The 20,438-nt window shown below is 47.6% G+C and carries 13 protein-coding genes, 9 tRNA genes and 3 rRNA genes; 2 read left to right on the forward strand and 23 right to left on the reverse strand.

Annotated features, from left to right (window positions below):
* The first annotated feature begins 22 nt into the window (after nucleotides 1-22).
* Nucleotides 23-1,645: a stage V sporulation protein B gene (gene spoVB / locus MHH25_RS23730; protein WP_340018325.1), complete on the forward strand. Its 1,623-nt coding sequence runs from the start codon at nucleotides 23-25 to the stop codon at nucleotides 1,643-1,645.
* 3 nt (nucleotides 1,646-1,648) lie between these two features.
* Here spoVB and MHH25_RS23735 read toward each other — a convergent pair whose 3' ends face one another.
* Complete coding sequence (locus MHH25_RS23735) at nucleotides 1,649-2,407, reverse strand: DUF421 domain-containing protein (protein ID WP_235431607.1); 759 nt, start codon at nucleotides 2,405-2,407, stop codon at nucleotides 1,649-1,651.
* 183 nt (nucleotides 2,408-2,590) lie between these two features.
* Here MHH25_RS23735 and MHH25_RS23740 point away from each other — a divergent pair, with 183 nt between their 5' ends.
* A complete protein-coding gene (locus tag MHH25_RS23740; RefSeq protein ID WP_036616878.1) occupies nucleotides 2,591-2,983 on the forward strand; it encodes a TIGR04086 family membrane protein in 393 nt (130 codons plus the stop codon).
* 125 nt (nucleotides 2,984-3,108) lie between these two features.
* On the opposite strand, the gene yajC is transcribed toward MHH25_RS23740, so the two are convergent.
* The 22 genes from yajC to ilvE form a co-directional block, all read right to left on the reverse strand.
* The gene (gene yajC / locus MHH25_RS23745; protein ID WP_036616875.1) at nucleotides 3,109-3,420 is read right to left on the reverse strand and encodes a preprotein translocase subunit YajC; all 312 of its coding nucleotides are present in this window, start codon (nucleotides 3,418-3,420) and stop codon (nucleotides 3,109-3,111) included.
* A gap of 67 nt (nucleotides 3,421-3,487) precedes the next feature.
* Nucleotides 3,488-4,624: a tRNA guanosine(34) transglycosylase Tgt gene (gene tgt, locus MHH25_RS23750; protein WP_036616872.1), complete on the reverse strand. Its 1,137-nt coding sequence runs from the start codon at nucleotides 4,622-4,624 to the stop codon at nucleotides 3,488-3,490.
* 43 nt (nucleotides 4,625-4,667) lie between these two features.
* Complete coding sequence (gene queA / locus MHH25_RS23755) at nucleotides 4,668-5,696, reverse strand: tRNA preQ1(34) S-adenosylmethionine ribosyltransferase-isomerase QueA (protein WP_074096234.1); 1,029 nt, start codon at nucleotides 5,694-5,696, stop codon at nucleotides 4,668-4,670.
* 6 nt (nucleotides 5,697-5,702) lie between these two features.
* Complete coding sequence (locus MHH25_RS23760) at nucleotides 5,703-7,790, reverse strand: SpoIID/LytB domain-containing protein (RefSeq protein WP_340018326.1); 2,088 nt, start codon at nucleotides 7,788-7,790, stop codon at nucleotides 5,703-5,705.
* 105 nt (nucleotides 7,791-7,895) lie between these two features.
* Nucleotides 7,896-8,906, reverse strand: a complete 1,011-nt coding sequence (gene ruvB / locus MHH25_RS23765) for a Holliday junction branch migration DNA helicase RuvB (protein WP_036616868.1) — start codon at nucleotides 8,904-8,906, stop codon at nucleotides 7,896-7,898.
* Between the two features lie 55 nt (nucleotides 8,907-8,961).
* Nucleotides 8,962-9,576 carry a Holliday junction branch migration protein RuvA gene (gene ruvA, locus MHH25_RS23770; RefSeq protein WP_036616866.1) on the reverse strand — a complete coding sequence of 205 codons (615 nt, stop codon included), beginning with the start codon at nucleotides 9,574-9,576 and terminating at the stop codon, nucleotides 8,962-8,964.
* Nucleotides 9,573-10,076: a crossover junction endodeoxyribonuclease RuvC gene (ruvC, locus tag MHH25_RS23775; protein ID WP_076252971.1), complete on the reverse strand. Its 504-nt coding sequence runs from the start codon at nucleotides 10,074-10,076 to the stop codon at nucleotides 9,573-9,575. Before ruvC ends, ruvA begins: the two co-directional genes overlap by 4 nt.
* A gap of 306 nt (nucleotides 10,077-10,382) precedes the next feature.
* Entirely contained in the window at nucleotides 10,383-11,075 is a 693-nt protein-coding gene (locus MHH25_RS23780; protein WP_076320342.1) for a BofC C-terminal domain-containing protein, read from the reverse strand.
* Nucleotides 11,076-11,277: 202 nt separating this feature from the next.
* Nucleotides 11,278-11,351, reverse strand: a tRNA-Pro gene (locus MHH25_RS23785).
* Nucleotides 11,352-11,358: 7 nt separating this feature from the next.
* Nucleotides 11,359-11,437: transfer RNA gene (locus MHH25_RS23790), tRNA-Leu, on the reverse strand.
* Between the two features lie 16 nt (nucleotides 11,438-11,453).
* A tRNA-Arg gene (locus MHH25_RS23795) sits at nucleotides 11,454-11,530 on the reverse strand.
* A 6-nt stretch (nucleotides 11,531-11,536) separates the two neighbouring features.
* Nucleotides 11,537-11,611 (reverse strand) — tRNA-Gly (locus MHH25_RS23800).
* A 23-nt stretch (nucleotides 11,612-11,634) separates the two neighbouring features.
* A tRNA-Asp gene (locus tag MHH25_RS23805) sits at nucleotides 11,635-11,712 on the reverse strand.
* Nucleotides 11,713-11,739: 27 nt separating this feature from the next.
* Nucleotides 11,740-11,813, reverse strand: a tRNA-Met gene (locus MHH25_RS23810).
* Between the two features lie 17 nt (nucleotides 11,814-11,830).
* Nucleotides 11,831-11,906 (reverse strand) — tRNA-Val (locus MHH25_RS23815).
* Nucleotides 11,907-11,912: 6 nt separating this feature from the next.
* A tRNA-Glu gene (locus tag MHH25_RS23820) sits at nucleotides 11,913-11,984 on the reverse strand.
* Between the two features lie 4 nt (nucleotides 11,985-11,988).
* Nucleotides 11,989-12,064, reverse strand: a tRNA-Asn gene (locus MHH25_RS23825).
* A gap of 83 nt (nucleotides 12,065-12,147) precedes the next feature.
* A 5S ribosomal RNA gene (gene rrf / locus MHH25_RS23830) occupies nucleotides 12,148-12,264 on the reverse strand.
* A 79-nt stretch (nucleotides 12,265-12,343) separates the two neighbouring features.
* Nucleotides 12,344-15,269: ribosomal RNA gene (locus MHH25_RS23835) — 23S ribosomal RNA — on the reverse strand.
* 311 nt (nucleotides 15,270-15,580) lie between these two features.
* Nucleotides 15,581-17,133, reverse strand: a 16S ribosomal RNA gene (locus MHH25_RS23840).
* The 16S, 23S and 5S rRNA genes sit together here with 9 tRNA genes alongside, the layout of an rRNA operon.
* Nucleotides 17,134-17,680: 547 nt before the next feature.
* Complete coding sequence (locus tag MHH25_RS23845; protein WP_340018327.1) at nucleotides 17,681-19,309, reverse strand: LysM domain-containing protein; 1,629 nt, start codon at nucleotides 19,307-19,309, stop codon at nucleotides 17,681-17,683.
* A gap of 195 nt (nucleotides 19,310-19,504) precedes the next feature.
* Nucleotides 19,505-20,389 carry a branched-chain-amino-acid transaminase gene (ilvE, locus tag MHH25_RS23850; protein ID WP_017692630.1) on the reverse strand — a complete coding sequence of 295 codons (885 nt, stop codon included), beginning with the start codon at nucleotides 20,387-20,389 and terminating at the stop codon, nucleotides 19,505-19,507.
* Between the last annotated feature and the right edge of the window lie 49 nt (nucleotides 20,390-20,438).

A 20,438-nucleotide genomic window follows, 5' to 3' on the forward strand; every position in this document is an offset into this window, starting at 1 on the left:
CAACCGGGAAAGAGGGGTAGTCTTGAAGAAACAGACATTTATCCAGGGGGCCATGATCCTGCTCACTGCAGGCATAATTAATCGAATACTTGGTTTCATTCCGCGCATTGCGCTGCCACGAGTCATCGGTGCAGAAGGTGTTGGCATCTACCAATTGAGCTATCCCTTTTTTATCGTACTAGTGACATTAATTACGGGTGGTATTCCGCTCGCCGTAGCCAAGCTCGTAGCCGAAGCTGATACCGGTGCCAATCGTTATTCCCCCCAGCGAATCCTGCAAGTAAGCTTAAGCTTTACGTTGACCCTGGGTGTTGTATTCATGTTTTTGTGCATCCTATTTGCACCCTGGGTTACCAAGTACGTGCTCACAGATGAGCGGGTATACCATACGTTCGTTAGTATGAGCCCCATGATTGCCATTATCGCCGTATCTGCTGTCTACAGAGGGTATTTCCAAGGTAAGCAAAACATGATGCCTACTGCCATTTCATCCATTGTTGAAACCATCATTCGCATTGTCTGTGTCATCTGGTTTGCTTGGCTTCTCCTCCCCCACGGTATTGCACAGGCTGCTGCTGGTGCCATGCTGGGAGCACTCGTTGGAGAATTCGGCGGTATGCTTGTACTCTTGTGGAAGTATAACAGGCAGAAGAAAGAGTTACCGCTCGCTAACCAACAGAACATGTCCAATCTCACAGCCAAACCTTTAAACCCAATATCTTCAGTTCTGAAAGAAACAGGTACTCCACAGCCGGGATTAATCCGGCGTTTGCTTTCAATCTCTATTCCTGTTACAGCAGGCCGATTGGTTGGCTCCTTATCCTATCTGGCCGAAACCATCGTTACTGCCCAGAGTCTGGCTCTGGCAGGCATATCCAAAGGACTTGCTACAGCACAATATGGTGCATTACAAGGTATGATTATTCCTCTGTTGCTGCTGCCGGGGGCACTAACCTCATCGCTCGCGACATCACTTGTGCCTTCACTGTCCGAAGCTTCTGCTCAGGGAGATCGCGCTCTGATTCACAAAAGAATGCATCAGGCCTTACGTTTGGCACTTGTGACAGGTGCTCCGTTTTCCGTGTTTATGTATGTGCTTGCCGAACCGATGTGTCTTGTTCTGTATAATGATGCATCGATCGGAAGCATGCTGAAACTAATGGCTCCCTTTGCTTTGTTCATTTATATTCAAGCTCCTCTTCAAGCTGCATTACAAGCTCTTGACCGTCCGGGTAAAGCATTGCTAAATACGTTTATCGGTGCTGTTATCAAAATCACGTTGATTTTAACGCTTGCTTCCCGGCCTGAATATGGCATCTTCGGTGCAGTCATCGCCATCTGTGTGAATTCTACGGTAGTTACCCTGTTACATGCCCAAAGCGTACGTAGCCTGCTACAGTTCCGCTTCAAAATGATGGATTGGGTCAAGACGGGTGCAGGAATGTTTATCATGGGAGCAGCGACCCTACTCGTATACGAAGAGACTGCCATGATATTGCCTTTTTGGGTGAGGATGCTTCTCGCTCCTTTTGTCGGGCTTATCGTGTATTTCATCGTCATGGGCTGGACCAAAATGATTGACTTTCATGATCTGTCCCGTGCTCCTTTGATTGGTTCATGGTTCAAGCGCCGTTCAGGCAAATGATTTTCATTTTTTATCATCTTTTGGACTGACATATATCTTCCCATTGTGGTCAATGGAGCATATAAATACATCCTTGAAATCCATAATTCCGTTCTGTTGAATTTGATTTTTCAGCCAAAATCTCGTTTTCTGAATGATCTCCAGATTCTGATCCTGGACCTTTCCGTCCATAATCAAGGGTAGTGGCAGACCTTCATATTTGATATTTGGAAATCCGTCAATCTGATTTTTCTCTGTTTTGGATTTACCGGAAGAAGCCCCTTCTGAATCAGAGCCGCAAGAACTGCTGCCGTTAGAAGTATTCTCATCCTTGGGAAAAACGGTCAGCTTGCCTGTGGTCTCCAAAATAGCGAAATCAACCTCACCGATACTGTCTACATTCTGTTCACGGAGCTGTTGTAATAGATCATCCAGATTATATCGTTGCTTCCGCATCTCATCCCGGTGAAGAACGCCTTTGGAGATCAAAACAGTAGGTTTCCCATCAATTATCAGGCGAAGACGCCGACTTTTAAGACCTATAAACGCCATTCCGATCTGTACAATGATCAAGGTAAGCATGGGGGCAATCCCGTGAGAGAGCGGTTTATCAATATCTTCAATGACAAAAGCAGCCATTTCAGCAAGCATAATGGAGACAACAAGATCAAACATGGATAGCTTACCAATCTCACGTTTACCCATAACCCTCATTGCACAGTACACCAGAAAGTACATGAGAATGGTTCGAAAGATATGTGATCCGACATCTGGGAAGTTCACAACAGGGGTCCTCCTTCGAAACTGAGTTTTTAACAGTTAGCTGGGTAGTGCAATCCCTATTTTGACCTGAACCTTACATGCTCATGCAGAAATAATCCGTTCATTTAATGGAAAACAGTTCATAAGTCCGAAGGCTTGACCATACACTGTATTAACTTATAACTTGTACAAGGGGGTTGCTTCATGCAATTGATCCGCCGCTTGGTTTCGTTTCGAGTGTCCAATCCGATTCTGTCAGGCCTCTGTCAGGCTTTTGTATGGATGTTTATCGGGGCATTTATTCTCTCCTTGTTTCTCTGGATGAGCGGAATGCGGGAACAGGACCTCTCATTGTATACCTATGTTGTTCATGGCTTGTCATTATTGGTTGGTGGTTTTGTCGCAGGCAAACGTTCTGGTGAAAAAGGATGGTACTACGGAGGGATTACCGGAATCGTATATGGACTGCTTGTGCTGTTGATCGGATTTCTCGCGCTGGATGCTTCGTTTAATTGGAAGGATAGTTTACAACTGCTTAGCGCGTTCTTCATTTCAGCTCTCGGTGGCATGTTCGGTGTTAATACGCATCGCTCCTAACTGACTGGTAAAGAACATCGACCTTCCCTCATAAATCAAAAAAGAGAACCGGGTCTCCAAGGAGATCCGGTTCTCTACTAGGGAATACGCCACAAACGCACCCTCGTTATTCTATGTTACAGTAACTATTCAACAGCCGTATCACGAGCTACAGCCGTGCTGATTGCATTACGGTCAAATGTAAGCTTAGTTACATCGTTTACACGCAATACAACCACATCGTCCGTAATCTCAGCGATCGTACCGTGAAGGCCACCAATCGTTACAATTTTATCGCCCTTTTTCAATTGGCTTAGCATGGAATTCCGTTGCTTTTGCTTTTTGTTCTGTGGACGAATCATTAAGAAGTAGAAAATCGCAACCATGAGTACTAAAGGTACAATCAAAGATACGATCCCACCGCCTTGCGCTCCTGCTAGAGGCATTCCTTGAAACATTCAAACTCCCCCTTATCGACTATACATACAGATATTGCTTGTTACGCCGGTTTCCTCAAAAACTCAATCAGAAACCTTTGTCATTGTCATGAAGACCATATTGATCGAAAAATTCATCCCGGAAATCAAGCAAACGATCTTCCATAATGGCTTTACGTACATTACGCATCAAATTCTGCAAGAAATGAAGATTATGGATCGTTGTCAAACGCAGGCCAAATGTTTCATCTGCTTTGATCAAATGACGCAGATAAGCTCTGGAATAGTTACGACAAGTGTAGCAATCACATTCAGGATCTAATGGTCCAAAATCGGTTGCAAACTTGGCATTACGAACTACCAGACGTCCTTGACTGGTCATCGTTGTTCCGTTACGGGCAATCCGAGTAGGCAGAACACAATCGAACATGTCCACTCCACGAATAGATCCCTCAATCAACGCATCGGGCGAACCTACCCCCATCAAATAACGTGGTTTATTGGACGGCAACAAAGGTAACGTATAATCCAATACACCATACATCAAATGTTTCGGTTCTCCAACACTCAGTCCACCAATAGCATACCCCGGGAAATCCATGGAAGTCAAATCTGCGGCGCTCTGACGGCGAAGATCTTCATGCATGCCTCCCTGTACGATGGCAAAGAGACCTTGGTCATGCGGACGAGCGTGACTTTCAAGACAACGTTCTGCCCAGCGGCTTGTTCTTTCGAGTGATTTTTTTACATATTCATATTCAGCCGGATACGGTGGGCATTCGTCAAACGCCATCATAATATCGGAGCCAAGTGCATTCTGGATTTCCATCGCCACTTCAGGAGAAAGGAACTTTTTGTCTCCATTCAGATGAGAACGGAAGTTAACGCCTTCTTCCGTAATCTTGCGCATCTCGCTAAGAGAAAAAACTTGGAATCCGCCGCTGTCTGTCAAAATTGGACGATCCCAGTTCATGAATTTGTGCAATCCGCCAGCTTCACGGATGATTTCATGTCCTGGTCTCAGAAACAGGTGATAGGTATTACTCAAAATAATCTGAGCATCCATTTCTTTCAACTCTTCAGGGCTCATTGTTTTGACAGTCGCCTGTGTACCTACAGGCATAAAGGTTGGTGTCTCAATAATACCGTGAGGTGTATGTACACGTCCCAGACGTGCACCGGATTGTTTGCAAGTTTTGATATGTTCATACGTAATTGCTGCCATTGGTTTTAATCATCCTCTAAAAGTTAATCGTTATACCGTTATACTAATATATCAACATGGCATCGCCGAAGCTGAAGAACCGGTATTTCTCTTGGATGGCTTCCTCATATGCCTGCATAATATGTTCCCTGCCTGCTAGTGCACTAACCAACATAACCAACGTGGATTTCGGGAGATGAAAATTCGTAAGCATCCCATCGATCACTTTGAAGGAATAGCCCGGATAGATGAAAATGCTGGTCCATCCGCTGCTCGCTTGCAGTATTCCATTTTCAAATTTGCTGCCTACCGTTTCCAAAGTCCGGCAGCTCGTTGTCCCAACCGCAAAAACACGGTGTCCATTCTCTTTGGTCTGGTTAATCAGATCTGCCGTTTCTTGTGACAAGGAGTAATACTCCTCATGCATAACATGATCTTCAACAACATCAACCGACATTGGTCTGAATGTTCCCAGTCCTACATGAAGCGTAATGAAGGCGACATTAACGCCCTTGGCTCGAATCTGATCCAACAAATCATCCGTAAAGTGCAGTCCCGCTGTAGGTGCAGCCGCCGACCCTTCATGCTTGGCATACACGGTCTGGTACCGTTCGCGGTCATCCAATGTCTCTTTGATATAAGGTGGCAACGGCATCTCACCAAGACGATCCAAAATCTCTTGGAAGATTCCATCATACGTAAACGTAAGTGTACGTGCCCCCATCTCGCCCTCTTCTTCAATGATTGCCTTCAATTCATCACCAAATACGATGACTGAACCGGCTTTCAGCTTTTTACCCGGCTTAACCAGTGCTTCCCACTTGTCGCCTTCCACATTTTTGAGCAATAACACTTCCGCTTTTGCTCCGGTATCTTCTTTTGTACCGAACAGACGGGCTGGTAGAACACGTGTATCATTCAGAATCAATGTATCACCGGGATTCAGAAAATCGATAATATCAGGAAACGTTTGATGATTAATCTCACCACTATCTTTGTTCAAGGTAAGCAAACGGGATGCCGTGCGATCAAGCAACGGCGTCTGTGCTATCAATTGCTCCGGTAGTTCAAAATCATATAAGTTCACATTCATTTAGTTTCATTCCTTAACAATAGTCGCATTTTGATAATAGTGTTTCAATATTGCCTGGTAATCATACCCTTCATCTGCCATGCCTTTGGCTCCCCATTGGGACAAGCCCAATCCGTGGCCATTGCCCTGACCGATGAACATGAAGGTCTGACCCTGCGTCACCGCTCTCGCTTGACCATCACCACTCATAACCACAAGTGCATTACTGGATGATGTTCCTGCGCCAGAAGAAGACAATACAGAGGCACCATTTGAGCCGGTTTTACTGGCTGTTTTGCCGTCAGCGCCTAATACAGTATAACTTCCGGTCCCTGCAATATCAAATAAAGTGCTCGGTAATCCACCGAGCGCAGAGCGGTATGTATCGGCATATTTCACCGTCATAGCCTGTCCGTTGGCAGTGACTTCAAGTGCTCTTCCGGAAGGTCCACGCTTGGTCACTTCCAAGGTTGAGATTGAAGCAGGAACAGACGCTGTTGTTTTACCCTGAAGGGATTTAACCAACTGGGCAGACGTGAAAGGTCCTCTCACCCAAGCATAATCGTTGGATTGAGCTACTTTTGCCAGTACAACAGCTTCGTTGCCTGGATTCATTTTAGCTACAGGTTCAACGGTGGATTGAACTAACGGAACGGCACGCACATTGGTATTCTGAGCCGTTACCGTCACTTTTGCCAGTCCCGCATTGGTCTTGGTCGTTAATTCTTTGATGTTATCCTCACGAATGTACCCGCTAACGCCTGTACCCAGCAGCACATGGTACCACGTATGTAATCCTGCCTGGGCTGATGTATCTCCTGAACTAACCACATTGGTGAACACACCTGCTCCGCCGTTCCATACCTCAGAAGGATGAGCCGTCTGGCCGCCAGCATTGGAGGAGAATACAGCTTCGATGATTTTCCCACCGCTCTTGACCACTTCTCCAGCCGTTGCATCCACTGCACTGGTTACTTTATCGTTCTCCGAACCAATCCCGTTATAGGCTTGGCTGAGCGTTGTATCCACGACATTCGCAATTTTGAAACGTTCACCCTGTTGAAGCGCGTAGGATCGAGCAGCTACAGCTTGAACTTTCAGAGCTTCAGCAGGCCAGGAGGAATACACCTCTGCCCCTACGACAGAGTACAGGTATTGCTCCAGTGGAACGACGTTGACCAACGCCAGATCACCGCTCACGATGCTGATTTCCATATCTCCACGATACGTTCGCTGGGAACGCTCCACTACTTTGATCCCATTGCCATTCCCTTGTACTAATGCTTTGGATTCAGTACCTGCAATAGTGTAATGCGGAGCTGTTTTGAGTGCATCCGTACTTAATCCTGCATCCTGGCGGATGATGAGCCCTGCACTATTGTTGACAGGTGAAAGGCTTACCCCCGGAGCTTTGGCTTCCACACTGTTCTTCAATGCGGTTAATTCCGCATCCGTTGAAGCTTCACCCACCCATACCGCGTATGCTTGGCTTCCTCCACTCAGTTGAAGGACTGGATAGACACTACTAACTCCTGCTGATAAAAGGTTGGCTTGTGCTGCCTCTGCTTCCTGAATCGAACCATAGGTTCCAGCAGACAGGCGTTTACTTCCCGTTACAGCTGGCTTTTGACCAGCCAATTGAGCTGCTGCTACCTTTTGTACCCGTGTAACAGCTTGTCCAGCCAATGCCTCCGTTGCATAGTTGCCTGTGTAGAGCTGATATGTCGTATTTCCATTCACAGACGTTGTGAACAGCAAAGGTTTATCCGCGGTTGCCTGCAACAATTTTGCTGCTACCGATGCTGCCTTGAAATCCGCTGTTTCCAACACCTTTACTCGGAATCCATCTGCACTGAAACGGACCTGCCCTGCCGGAAGACTTACATTTGCGCCACTCTCCGATTGGATGCTCCATTGTCCCGTCGATTCAAGCGTAATGAGTGGTGTAGTTGATTTATACGTACTACCCAGATTTGCAAACATGGCTACCCGGATCGTCTGTCCATCATTTCCTGCTGCATACGCAGGCACTTGCAGACAACCCACTGTCAAAAGAGCTGCCGCCAGTACCTTCAATCGACGACTCCACTTCTTCGTTCGTATTGCTTTTCCCACAATCAGACTCCTCTCCGTGCATTTCTTTCATTTTATATCGGATTAACACGTGATTATTTCAAGGTTTATGGTGAACGTTCAAATGAGCATGTTCAACAGATTCGATTATTTCCCATCTCTTGGTGGAACAGGAAGACCCAAATGATGATAGGCGAGATCTGTTACGATCCTGCCCCTTGGTGTACGCTGAATCATACCAATCTGAAGCAGATACGGTTCATAGACATCCTCGATCGTCTGACTTTCTTCACCGATTGTAGCAGCAATTGTATCCAATCCTACGGGACCTCCCCGGAAGCTGTTGATCATCGATTTGAGCATCTTATGGTCAATGTCATCCAGGCCACGCGGATCAATCTGGAGACGTTGCAGCGCTTCTTCCGCCAGTGTCTGCGTTATAATCCCATCACCACGCACCTGTGCAAAGTCGCGTACTCGTTTTAACAAACGGTTCGCGATCCTCGGTGTCCCACGTGAGCGCAATGCAATCTCTTGCGCAGCATCTCCCACAATCTCCACACCCAAAATTTCGGTAGAGCGTGAGACGATATAAGCCAGCTCATCAACCGTATAGAATTCCAATCGACTGATAACACCAAATCGATCTCGAAGTGGAGCAGACAGCAAGCCAGCACGCGTTGTAGCCCCAATCAGAGTGAATGGTGGCAGATCCAGCCGAACGGAACGTGCACTTGGACCTTTACCAATCATAATATCCAATGCCGAATCTTCCATAGCAGGGTACATGACTTCTTCAACCGTACGATGCAAACGATGAATCTCATCAATAAACAAGACATCGCCTTCCTGCAGATTGGTTAACAATGCTGCAAGATCACCCGGGCGTTCAATGGCCGGGCCTGACGTAGTTCGTAAATTAACGCCCAATTCGTTGGCAATAATGTTGGCAAGTGTTGTTTTACCAAGTCCAGGTGGTCCATATAACAAAACGTGATCCAATGCCTCATTACGAAATTTGGCAGCTTCAATATATATCTTTAAATTTTCCTTCACCTGATTCTGCCCGATATATTCATTCAGATACCGGGGACGAAGACTCAACTCAACATTTTGGTCCTCCATCATCAGGTTCGCGGAAATAATCCGGTCATCCATGTTCATCCCTACCTTTTTTTGCAGGCTACAGCTATATTATAATATGCAATTTGTATTATCCCGTAAACAGCATTTGCAGCGCCTTTTTCATCAACACATCAACGGAATCTGCTGTAGTAACATCCTTTTTCAATTTGAGCCATACTTTATCAAGCTCACTGTCAGTATACCCAAGTGCCTTGAGACCTTCACGTGCTTCATCCCAGGCTGAACCACTTCCCGACTCTTCCGATGGAGGAGCGAACAACCCTGTTGCATACGCTGCCGCGCCAAAACTATCCAGCTTATCCTTGAGATCCAGAATCATGCGTTGTGCAGTCTTCTTACCGATGCCTGGCAATTTGGTCAAGAACGTAAGATTCTCCTGGTAAATCGCCGTAACCACATGTTCTGGTGTACCTCCAGCGAGTATGCCCAGAGCTACTTTTGGACCAATACCGGATACTTCAATCAGTTTACGGAACAAACGCTGCTCATCCCGTGTAACAAATCCAAACAGCAACATCGCATCCTCACGCACATGATGGTGAGTGTACACGGTAATTTCGCCTTCTTGCTTCGCAAACGCAAATGGATTTGGACAGAATACGCGATAACCTACACCATGAACATCCAGCACAATATAATCATTCTCTACATGAATGAACTGTCCTCTTAGAAAATCAATCATTTTCGCAATACCTCATTCAACTTGGAATTTAATGTATAAGAGTGTGCGTGGCACACGGCTACAGCCAATGCATCCGCTACGTCATCTGGTTTAGGAATGACCTGAAGACGCAAAAACATTTTGACCATCTCCTGTACTTGCTTCTTCTCTGCTTTACCGTACCCCACAACAGCCTGCTTGATCTGCATTGGCGTATACTCTGCAATAGGCAAACCCTTCTGTGCGGCAGCGAGTACCATAACGCCTCTCGCCTGACTGACAGACATTGCTGTTGTAACGTTCCGATTGAAAAAAAGTTTCTCCAGCGCTACTGCGTCCGGTTTGTATTTATCAATCAATTGCACCATACCTTCATATACATGAAGCAACCGTTCCTCTTCAGGGGTATGAGCTTCCGTCTGAATACATCCATATTGTACGGGTACCACCTTACTGCCGATTTTATCCACAAAACCAAAACCAACAATCGCAATCCCCGGGTCAATTCCCAAAAAACGCAAAACCATCTCTCCCTCACAAAAGCGAACATATGTATCGTTCAGTTCATTATAACAAAAGATAGACCCAGCGGCAGGAAAAACTTTGTCTAACTGATTACTCGTCTTTATTCGCGAATTTTTTACATGTTTATTCGTATTTTCAACTATTTTAGTTTAAACGACAAAAAGGACATCTCTTCGATGTCCTTCATCACATTCCACGTATTTTAGATTCAATCGCTTGGTTACGTAAACCACCAATGTTATTGCTTGCCACCATCGTTTCAGTACTTCACAATTTTAATACCATAGGTGAGGACGTTTGGATTACCCGCCATTACGGATTAAATGATGGTCTTCATCCACGGCATAGTCACTGAACGTAGAGATCACGCTATCATACTCATCCTTGTCTTGAATCCGAATACCCTGCTGCAATTGTTCTAGTACGCCTTCAGGCAAAGAACTTTCCAACGTTCCAACATCCAATTGAAAGAACGTACGAATAACCTTCTCTTCTGCAGGCTTACCCTCGTACAAATTAAGGTTCCCTACAGCATCTATGCTGATATAAGCCTGTTGTTTACAAAGCGGTGAAAGGTCATCTACACGTTGCTTCAAATGCAACTCATCTGATGTTCCAACGGTAGCATCCCATTCCGGATGTTGAGCTAGCAGCATCTTCAACTGTGGTCTAGCCATCTTGCCTAACTGCTCTGTTTCCACTCCGCAGATGTACTGTGTCTCCAAAACCACACTTGTTAAATGATCCGGATCAGAATCAAGTTGCTCTACTAACGCCTGAATCTCCTGTTCTGATCTTGTTTCCTGCGTAACAGGGCCCATCACACTGGTTGCCTCACTAAAATTAGTTGTCAGCAAACGCTCTATCGCCGATGAGATAGACAACCCGCTGTAAGCCAATATCGTAACTGCAAGCAGAGCCGCCGTCATCCATACTGTTCGTTTCCACCGTCTCCAGCGTCTCTTGAATTGTTTTCTGAAGTTAAACGTGTTCACATGAACCCCTTCTATCACTTTTTAAACCTATTGTGACCTAAAGATTGAGGCTTTATGCACAATTAACTTGTAGTCTGAAGAAGGAACACACATGTGTTAGGTTAGAGAATTTGTCATAGTGAATACCGGAACCTGCATTTATAGAATCTTATATAGATAAATATAAAAAACACTATCTAATTATAGATAGTGTTTTTAGAGATCGGGATGACACGATTTGAACATGCGACCCCCTGGTCCCAAACCAGGTGCTCTACCAAGCTGAGCTACATCCCGTTATATATACCGGCGAGAGGACTCGAACCTCCACGGTTTCCCACTCGATTTTGAGTCGAGCGCGTCTGCCATTCCGCCACGCCGGCAAATTTGAAGTTATAATGGCGCGCCCTGAGAGATTCGAACTCCCGGCCTTTTGATTCGTAGTCAAACGCTCTATCCAGCTGAGCTAAGGGCGCAAATATTGGAGCGGAAGACGGGAATCGAACCCGCGACCCTCGCCTTGGCAAGGCGATGCTCTACCGCTGAGCCACTTCCGCACACGGTATTATTAATATAAAAATGGCGGAACCGACGGGATTCGAACCCGCGATCTCCTGCGTGACAGGCAGGCATGTTAGGCCAACTACACCACGGTTCCAGATCACTTTCTCAAAGGAAAGTATAATTGCGGGGGCAGGATTTGAACCTGCGGCCTTCGGGTTATGAGCCCGACGAGCTACCGGGCTGCTCCACCCCGCGTCGTTATAAAGTTTATATGGTGGAGGCTGAGGGGATCGAACCCCCGACCCTCTGCTTGTAAGGCAGATGCTCTCCCAGCTGAGCTAAGCCTCCATAATATGACCCGTAGGGGATTCGAACCCCTGTTACCTCCGTGAAAGGGAGGTGTCTTAACCCCTTGACCAACGGGCCTTAATGGCTCCCCGAACAGGGCTCGAACCTGTGACAACTCGATTAACAGTCGAGTGCTCTACCAACTGAGCTATCAGGGAATATATGCATTTGCAGTGCAAATGCAATTCATCGTACAACATCAACATGCAGAGCCTGTTTTCTATGTATGATGAAAGAGTTCGCTTGGCGGCGTCCTACTCTCCCAGGACCCTGCGGTCCAAGTACCATCGGCGCTAGAGGGCTTAACGGTCGTGTTCGGGATGGGTACGTGTGGAACCCCTCCGCCATCGCCACCAAACGCATAGCTTAGCTTACATTTCAGAGATCGTTCTCTGAAAACTAGATTCGAAACGAAACATGCGAATGACAACTTGCTATTGGATAAGCCCTCGACCGATTAGTACTGGTCAGCTCCATGCATTGCTGCACTTCCACCCCCAGCCTATCTACCTCGTCGTCTTCAAGGGGTCTTACATACTGGGAAATCTCATCTTGAGGGGGGCTTCACGCTTAGATGCTTTCAGCGTTTATCCCGTCCGTACATAGCTACCCAGCGGTGCTCCTGGCGGAACAACTGGTACACCAGCGGTACGTCCATCCCGGTCCTCTCGTACTAAGGACAGCTCCTCTCAAATTTCCTACGCCCACGACAGATAGGGACCGAACTGTCTCACGACGTTCTGAACCCAGCTCGCGTACCGCTTTAATGGGCGAACAGCCCAACCCTTGGGACCTACTTCAGCCCCAGGATGCGATGAGCCGACATCGAGGTGCCAAACCTCCCCGTCGATGTGGACTCTTGGGGGAGATAAGCCTGTTATCCCCAGGGTAGCTTTTATCCGTTGAGCGATGGCCCTTCCATGCGGTACCACCGGATCACTAAGCCCGACTTTCGTCCCTGCTCGACTTGTAGGTCTCGCAGTCAAGCTCCCTTATGCCTTTGCACTCTTCGAATGATTTCCAACCATTCTGAGGGAACCTTTGGGCGCCTCCGTTACTCTTTAGGAGGCGACCGCCCCAGTCAAACTGCCCACCTGACACTGTCCCCGCACCGGATTACGGTACCAGGTTAGAACCTAGATACGATCAGGGTGGTATCCCAACGTTGCCTCCACGCAAGCTGGCGCTCACGTTTCAAAGGCTCCCACCTATCCTGTACAGATCGTACCCAAATTCAATATCAAGCTGCAGTAAAGCTCCATGGGGTCTTTCCGTCTTGTCGCGGGTAACCTGCATCTTCACAGGTATTAAAATTTCACCGGATCTCTCGTTGAGACAGCGCCCAAGTCGTTACGCCATTCGTGCGGGTCAGAATTTACCTGACAAGGAATTTCGCTACCTTAGGACCGTTATAGTTACGGCCGCCGTTTACTGGGGCTTCGGTTCACAGCTTCGGATTGCTCCTAACCACTCCCCTTAACCTTCCAGCACCGGGCAGGCGTCAGCCCGTATACTTCGCCTTACGGCTTCGCACAGACCTGTGTTTTTGCTAAACAGTCGCTTGGGCCTTTTCACTGCGGCCCCCTCGTGCTATTCACACTACCGGGGCACCCCTTCTCCCGAAGTTACGGGGTCATTTTGCCGAGTTCCTTAACGAGAGTTCTTCCGCGCGCCTTAGAATACTCTTCTCGCCTACCTGTGTCGGTTTGCGGTACGGGCACCATCACCTGGCTAGAGGCTTTTCTTGGCAGTGTGAGATCATGACCTTCGCTACTATAATTTTCGCTCCCCATCACAGCTCAGCCTTACAATGTGCGGATTTGCCTACACATCAGCCTTACTGCTTAGACGGACATCCATCAGTCCGCGTCACTACCCTACTGCGTCCCCCCATTGCTCATAACGGCTTACGGTGGTACAGGAATTTCGACCTGTTGTCCTTCGACTACGCCTTTCGGCCTCGCCTTAGGTCCCGACTTACCCTGAGCGGACGAGCCTTCCTCAGGAACCCTTAGGCTTTCGGCGGATCAGATTCTCACTGATCTTTTCGTTACTCATACCGGCATTCTCACTTGTATAATGTCCAGCGCTCCTTACGGTACACCTTCAACCCTTATACAACGCTCCCCTACCCCTGATGCAAAGCATCAAGCCATAGCTTCGGTGGTGTGTTTAGCCCCGTTACATTTTCGGCGCAGAGTCACTCGACCAGTGAGCTATTACGCACTCTTTCAATGATGGCTGCTTCTAAGCCAACATCCTGGTTGTCTGTGCAACTCCACATCCTTTCCCACTTAACACACACTTGGGGACCTTAGCTGATGGTCTGGGCTGTTTCCCTTTTGACAATGGATCTTAGCACTCACTGTCTGACTCCCGGAAGTAAGTCTATGGCATTCGGAGTTTGACTGAGCTTGGTAACCCTTGCGGGCCCCGCACCCAATCAGTGCTCTACCTCCACGACTCTGTTTTCCGAGGCTAGCCCTAAAGCTATTTCGGGGAGAACCAGCTATCTCCGAGTTCGATTGGAATTTCTCCGCTACCCCCACCTCATCCCCGCATTTTTCAACATGCGTGGGTTCGGGCCTCCAGTGCGTGTTACCGCACCTTCACCCTGGACAGGGGTAGATCACCCGGTTTCGGGTCTACGTCCACGTACTATATCGCCCTATTCAGACTCGCTTTCGCTGCGGCTCCGGCTCTTCACCTTAACCTTGCACGGGAACGTAACTCGCCGGTTCATTCTACAAAAGGCACGCCATCACCCCTAAAACGGGCTCTGACTTTTTGTAAGCACACGGTTTCAGGTTCTATTTCACTCCCCTTCCGGGGTGCTTTTCACCTTTCCCTCACGGTACTGCTTCACTATCGGTCGCTAGGAAGTATTTAGCCTTGGCAGATGGTCCTGCCGGATTCATACGGGGTTTCACGTGCCCCGCACTACTCGGGATCCGTCTCGGAGGGAACAGACTTTCAACTACAGGGCTTTTACCTTCTTTGGCGGGCCTTTCCAGACCTCTTCGCTTAACCGGTTCCTTTGTAACTCCATGTGAGACGTCCCACAACCCCAAAGAGCAAGCTCTCTGGTTTGGGCTTCTCCGCGTTCGCTCGCCGCTACTGACGGAATCACTATTGTTTTCTCTTCCTCAGGGTACTTAGATGTTTCAGTTCCCCTGGTATGCCTCACACTAACCTATGTATTCAGTTAGGTGTAACTGGAAATTACCCCAGCTGGGTTTCCCCATTCGGACACCCCCGGATCAAAGCTTGCTTACAGCTCCCCGAGGCAGTTTCGTTGTTCGCCACGTCCTTCATCGGCTCCTAGCGCCTAGGCATCCTCCGTGTGCTCTTAGTAGCTTAACCATTTTGTTCCGGTTTCGGTCGCTCGCTTCCCTTGTTTTGCTTGCGCAAAGCCAAAAGTCGCTCTCACCCGATACCCTCACAAAAGCAATTTGACTACCGTTTTTATTGAAACTTGTTTAACACAAGTTCAGCTAAAAAGGAATGTTCTAATTCGCGTTTGTTTCGTTTCGATATCTAGTTTTCAAAGAACAAGCTCCATGCAAAAGCAAGCTGTTTGAGAGTTTGAGCTCTCAAAACCGAACAACGAGTGAGTGTTTTGCAGCTAAGCTGCGTATTTGAATGTTTCCGTTGCAGGAAACGATTCTCCATAGAAAGGAGGTGATCCAGCCGCACCTTCCGATACGGCTACCTTGTTACGACTTCACCCCAATCATCTATCCCACCTTCGGCGGCTGGCTCCTTGCGGTTACCCCACCGACTTCGGGTGTTATAAACTCTCGTGGTGTGACGGGCGGTGTGTACAAGACCCGGGAACGTATTCACCGCGGCATGCTGATCCGCGATTACTAGCAATTCCGACTTCATGCAGGCGAGTTGCAGCCTGCAATCCGAACTGAGACCGGCTTTGTTGGGATTGGCTCCATCTCGCGATTTCGCAGCCCGTTGTACCGGCCATTGTAGTACGTGTGTAGCCCAGGTCATAAGGGGCATGATGATTTGACGTCATCCCCACCTTCCTCCGGTTTGTCACCGGCAGTCTATCTAGAGTGCCCATCCGAAATGCTGGCAACTAAATATAAGGGTTGCGCTCGTTGCGGGACTTAACCCAACATCTCACGACACGAGCTGACGACAACCATGCACCACCTGTCTTGAATGTTCCGAAGAAAAGGTACATCTCTGCACCGGTCATTCAGATGTCAAGACCTGGTAAGGTTCTTCGCGTTGCTTCGAATTAAACCACATACTCCACTGCTTGTGCGGGTCCCCGTCAATTCCTTTGAGTTTCAGTCTTGCGACCGTACTCCCCAGGCGGAGTGCTTAATGTGTTAACTTCGGCACCAAGGGTATCGAAACCCCTAACACCTAGCACTCATCGTTTACGGCGTGGACTACCAGGGTATCTAATCCTGTTTGCTCCCCACGCTTTCGCGCCTCAGCGTCAGTTACAGCCCAGAGAGTCGCCTTCGCCACTGGTGTTCCTCCACATATCTACGCATTTCACCGCTACACGTGGAATTCCACTCTCCTCTTCTGCACTCAAGTCACCCAGTTTCCAGTGCGATCCGGGGTTGAGCCCCGGGATTAAACACCAGACTTAAATGACCGCCTGCGCGCGCTTTACGCCCAATAATTCCGGACAACGCTTGCCCCCTACGTATTACCGCGGCTGCTGGCACGTAGTTAGCCGGGGCTTTCTTCTCAGGTACCGTCACCTTGAGAGCAGTTACTCTCCCAAGCGTTCTTCCCTGGCAACAGAGCTTTACGATCCGAAAACCTTCATCACTCACGCGGCATTGCTCCGTCAGGCTTTCGCCCATTGCGGAAGATTCCCTACTGCTGCCTCCCGTAGGAGTCTGGGCCGTGTCTCAGTCCCAGTGTGGCCGATCACCCTCTCAGGTCGGCTACGCATCGTCGCCTTGGTGAGCCGTTACCTCACCAACTAGCTAATGCGCCGCAGGCCCATCCCCAAGTGACAGATTGCTCCGTCTTTCCAGTTTCCTTCAGGCGAAGAAAACAATTATTCGGTATTAGCTACCGTTTCCGGTAGTTGTCCCAAACTTGAGGGCAGGTTGCCTACGTGTTACTCACCCGTCCGCCGCTAACCATCAGAGAAGCAAGCTTCTCTTCAAGTCCGCTCGACTTGCATGTATTAGGCATGCCGCCAGCGTTCGTCCTGAGCCAGGATCAAACTCTCCAATAAAGTATTGAAAAGAGCGATAAGCTCATTTTGAATCTGACGAGATTAAAAATCTCATTTGTGCTCCAGTCGATCCAAGCCAAGACTTGTCTCAAACTTTCACGTTTCATTCTGCAAGCAGAATGTTTACTCACTCGTTGTTCAGTTTTCAAAGATCAAACTTGTTTTGTTATCTCTTGTGTTTCCTGTGTCAGCACTGTGTTTCAGCGGCGACTTAAATAATATATCATACGGCTGAATGTAATGCAACAGTTTTTTTCATTTCTTTTCTTTAGTAGTTTTACATTAGCTAAAGCTATCATATCTGTACCCTATCTTGTCCTATCATATTAGGTCATGCTCATAGGGTACAAATATTTTAACACATTTATGAAAGGGTTTACAATAACTTCTTAATAAAATGCTTTCTATTATTTCCTGAGCAACTATATCTCCGTTATGTGCAACTCAATGTTCACTCAGGTAAGCGGGAAGCCAGCTCTCTATTACAGAGCTGGCTTCCCGCTTATATAACAGGCACCTCACTTATTCATCAATCGCAATCTCCAGGTTAGTTCTGTATCCATGGATTACGACGCTTTTTATCGGATTTCCGTGGGTTGGAAGCAGCTGCACCCTCTCTGGATGTTTTCCCGGACACGGATACCTTGGATTTATTCTTCAGAGGAGCCTTGCTTGTTCTGCGTTTTGCAGCGGCCGGCTTACTCCCTGCTTGCTTGGACTTCCCTTCCGAATCTGATCCAACCTCTTCAATTGCTACCTGACTTAGGTTAGCGTCTTCACGCCCCCCTTTTTTACCACCCTTCCCTTGCCCTTGAGGAGGATACATTTCACCAAATGCTCCAAGCGGGGACGGCGGAACCATGTTCTGAGTAGGGTACGGATTCTGATAAGCATACTCAATAGGCTGGTTTGGCATCGTTGATGTGGACATTTCAGGCGGCATACCGTACGAAGGACCGTACATATTCCATGCCGGATCCTGATAACCATGAGAAGGATAAGTATACTGAGGCATATGTGTATGTGAGCCACATCCGCATGGAGGGTACGGAAGCATTGAGTATGGAGATATGAAAGGCGGCTGATGATTCATATGACTAGGTACTACATACGTTGGGAATGGACTATTCACTTCGCCAGCTGGAGCAATCGGAAATGAGTTGTTTTGCATTTCTGCGGACAGATTCGGCATAACGTTATTGTGGTTATAACCCTGTTCCGCGCCAGTCCACGGACTGTTAGGCAGATCACTGCCACTATAAGGACTAACTTCCGGAATCCCTGGAAACGCCGCATTGTTACTCGCTCCTGCCGTGTACATGTCTTGCTGAGCACCATACACCTCTTGTACAGGAACCGGGATTTGAACATAAGGGTGCTCGGCTGGCGCATGATGCAACTTATTACCGCAACCACAAGGTTTTTTCGTTGCTGGTGCAACCTCAGTTGGAGACTTTGTATTAGGCATTACAGGCAAAGGCATAATTTCAGGCGATAGATTAGGCATTGTGTATTTCTTGGATTCTGCTACCGGTTTTACATAAACTTCGGGTTTAACCTCTTCTTTTTTATGCGTTTCCTTTTCGGGTTTCACTTCAGGAAGCTCCGGTAACTGCGGCAGTACCTCCAGTTCAGGCTTCACATTCGGCTTCTCCGTATTGGCTGGTGGTGGAGCAGGCACCGGGACCGGAACAGGAACCTCTGCTACCGGAGCAGGGGGAGTTGGCGCTACTGGAGCCGGTGGTTCCGGTTCTTTGACTCCCGTATATTCCTTACCTTCAGGTGACAACTTTTCTTGAGCAGCAATGTTGCCGGCACCCGAATTAGATGTGCTGTTTCCTTGTGCGTGCATAGATGGAATATAAACTGTCTCCCCCACCAGCAGAGCGTTCGGATTTTTCAACTGTGGATTGGCATTGACCATATCTTTTAAAGGAACTCCCCAGGCTTGTGCCAACTTCCATAACGAATCTCCTTGCTGCACCTTGTGACTGTGGAGCACACCCTCCGGCTTCGGTGTTACTGGCTCTGCAGGGATTTTGACCTTCATGCCAATATCCAACTTGTCAGGATTTGTGATTTGCGGATTAGCCGCGATCAATTTGTCCAGCGCTACATTGTATTTTTGGGACAGCAGATATAATGTGTCGCCTTTTTTCACCATGTGTATTTTCACAGGGAACTAACCTCCTAGACGTCATACTTGGGCAGTACATTCGCCCATACCGTTACTACATCCTATGCAGAAACCGGGCTAATGACATCAACTAAACAAAAAAAATCCTCCTGTCTCTAAAATCCCCATACGCCAGGTATGCAAAATTTTATCGGACAAGGAGGATTCCTGTTCCCTATGTTATGCAATTCTAACTTAAGATTCCCACACTTTATATCCATCTTTGTCAACAATCTGACGGAATGCTTCCAGCAGTCTCAGCGTTACCGGACCTGCTACTCCCGTGCCAATTGTTCTTCCATCGACTTCATATGCAGCGATAACTTCTGCAGCTGTCCCGGTGAAAAAGACTTCGTCTGCGATATACACATCATGCAGGGTGAATGGCACTTCTTTTAATTCAAGCTCCAGTTCGCCACATAGATCGATAATCGCTTGACGTGTAATCCCTTCAAGTGCTCCGAGATAACAAGGCGGCGTGTACACTACACCATTTTTGATGATGAAGATGTTATCACTTGAACCCTCAGTAACGTAACCTTGGGAATTCAGCATAATTGCTTCACCAGCACCTGAATAGTTAGACTGGATTTTAACCAGGATGTTATTCAGATAGTTTAACGATTTAATTTTTGGATTCAATGCGTCTGGAATGTTCCGGCGTTGGGATACCGACACGGCTTTCAATCCAGTAAGATACGCTTCCTCCGGATAGATCGCTAATTGCTCCACGATGATGATTACGGATGCCTTAGGACAACGTAACGGGTCCAACCCCAGATTACCAGGGCCACGCGATACAATAAGACGAATATAACCATTACGCATATCATTGCGGCGCACCGTTTCAGCCATGACTTCCAGCATCTCATCAATGGACAGCGGAATGTTCAAACTAATGGATTTTGCCGAATCATACAAACGATCCAAGTGGGCCTTACATCTGAAAATATTTCCGTTATAGATCCGAATACCTTCGAAAATACCATCTCCATACAAAAATCCATGATCATATACCGAAACGGTTGCGTTCTCCTTGGTCACATACTGACCATCCAAATAGATCCATTGTTCTGCCACTGATGACTGCACCTCCATAAAATATCCATTCCCTGTACTCCGAAACGTT

Source organism: Paenibacillus sp. FSL H3-0457 (genome assembly GCF_037981725.1).
Classification (GTDB): domain Bacteria; phylum Bacillota; class Bacilli; order Paenibacillales; family Paenibacillaceae; genus Paenibacillus; species Paenibacillus amylolyticus.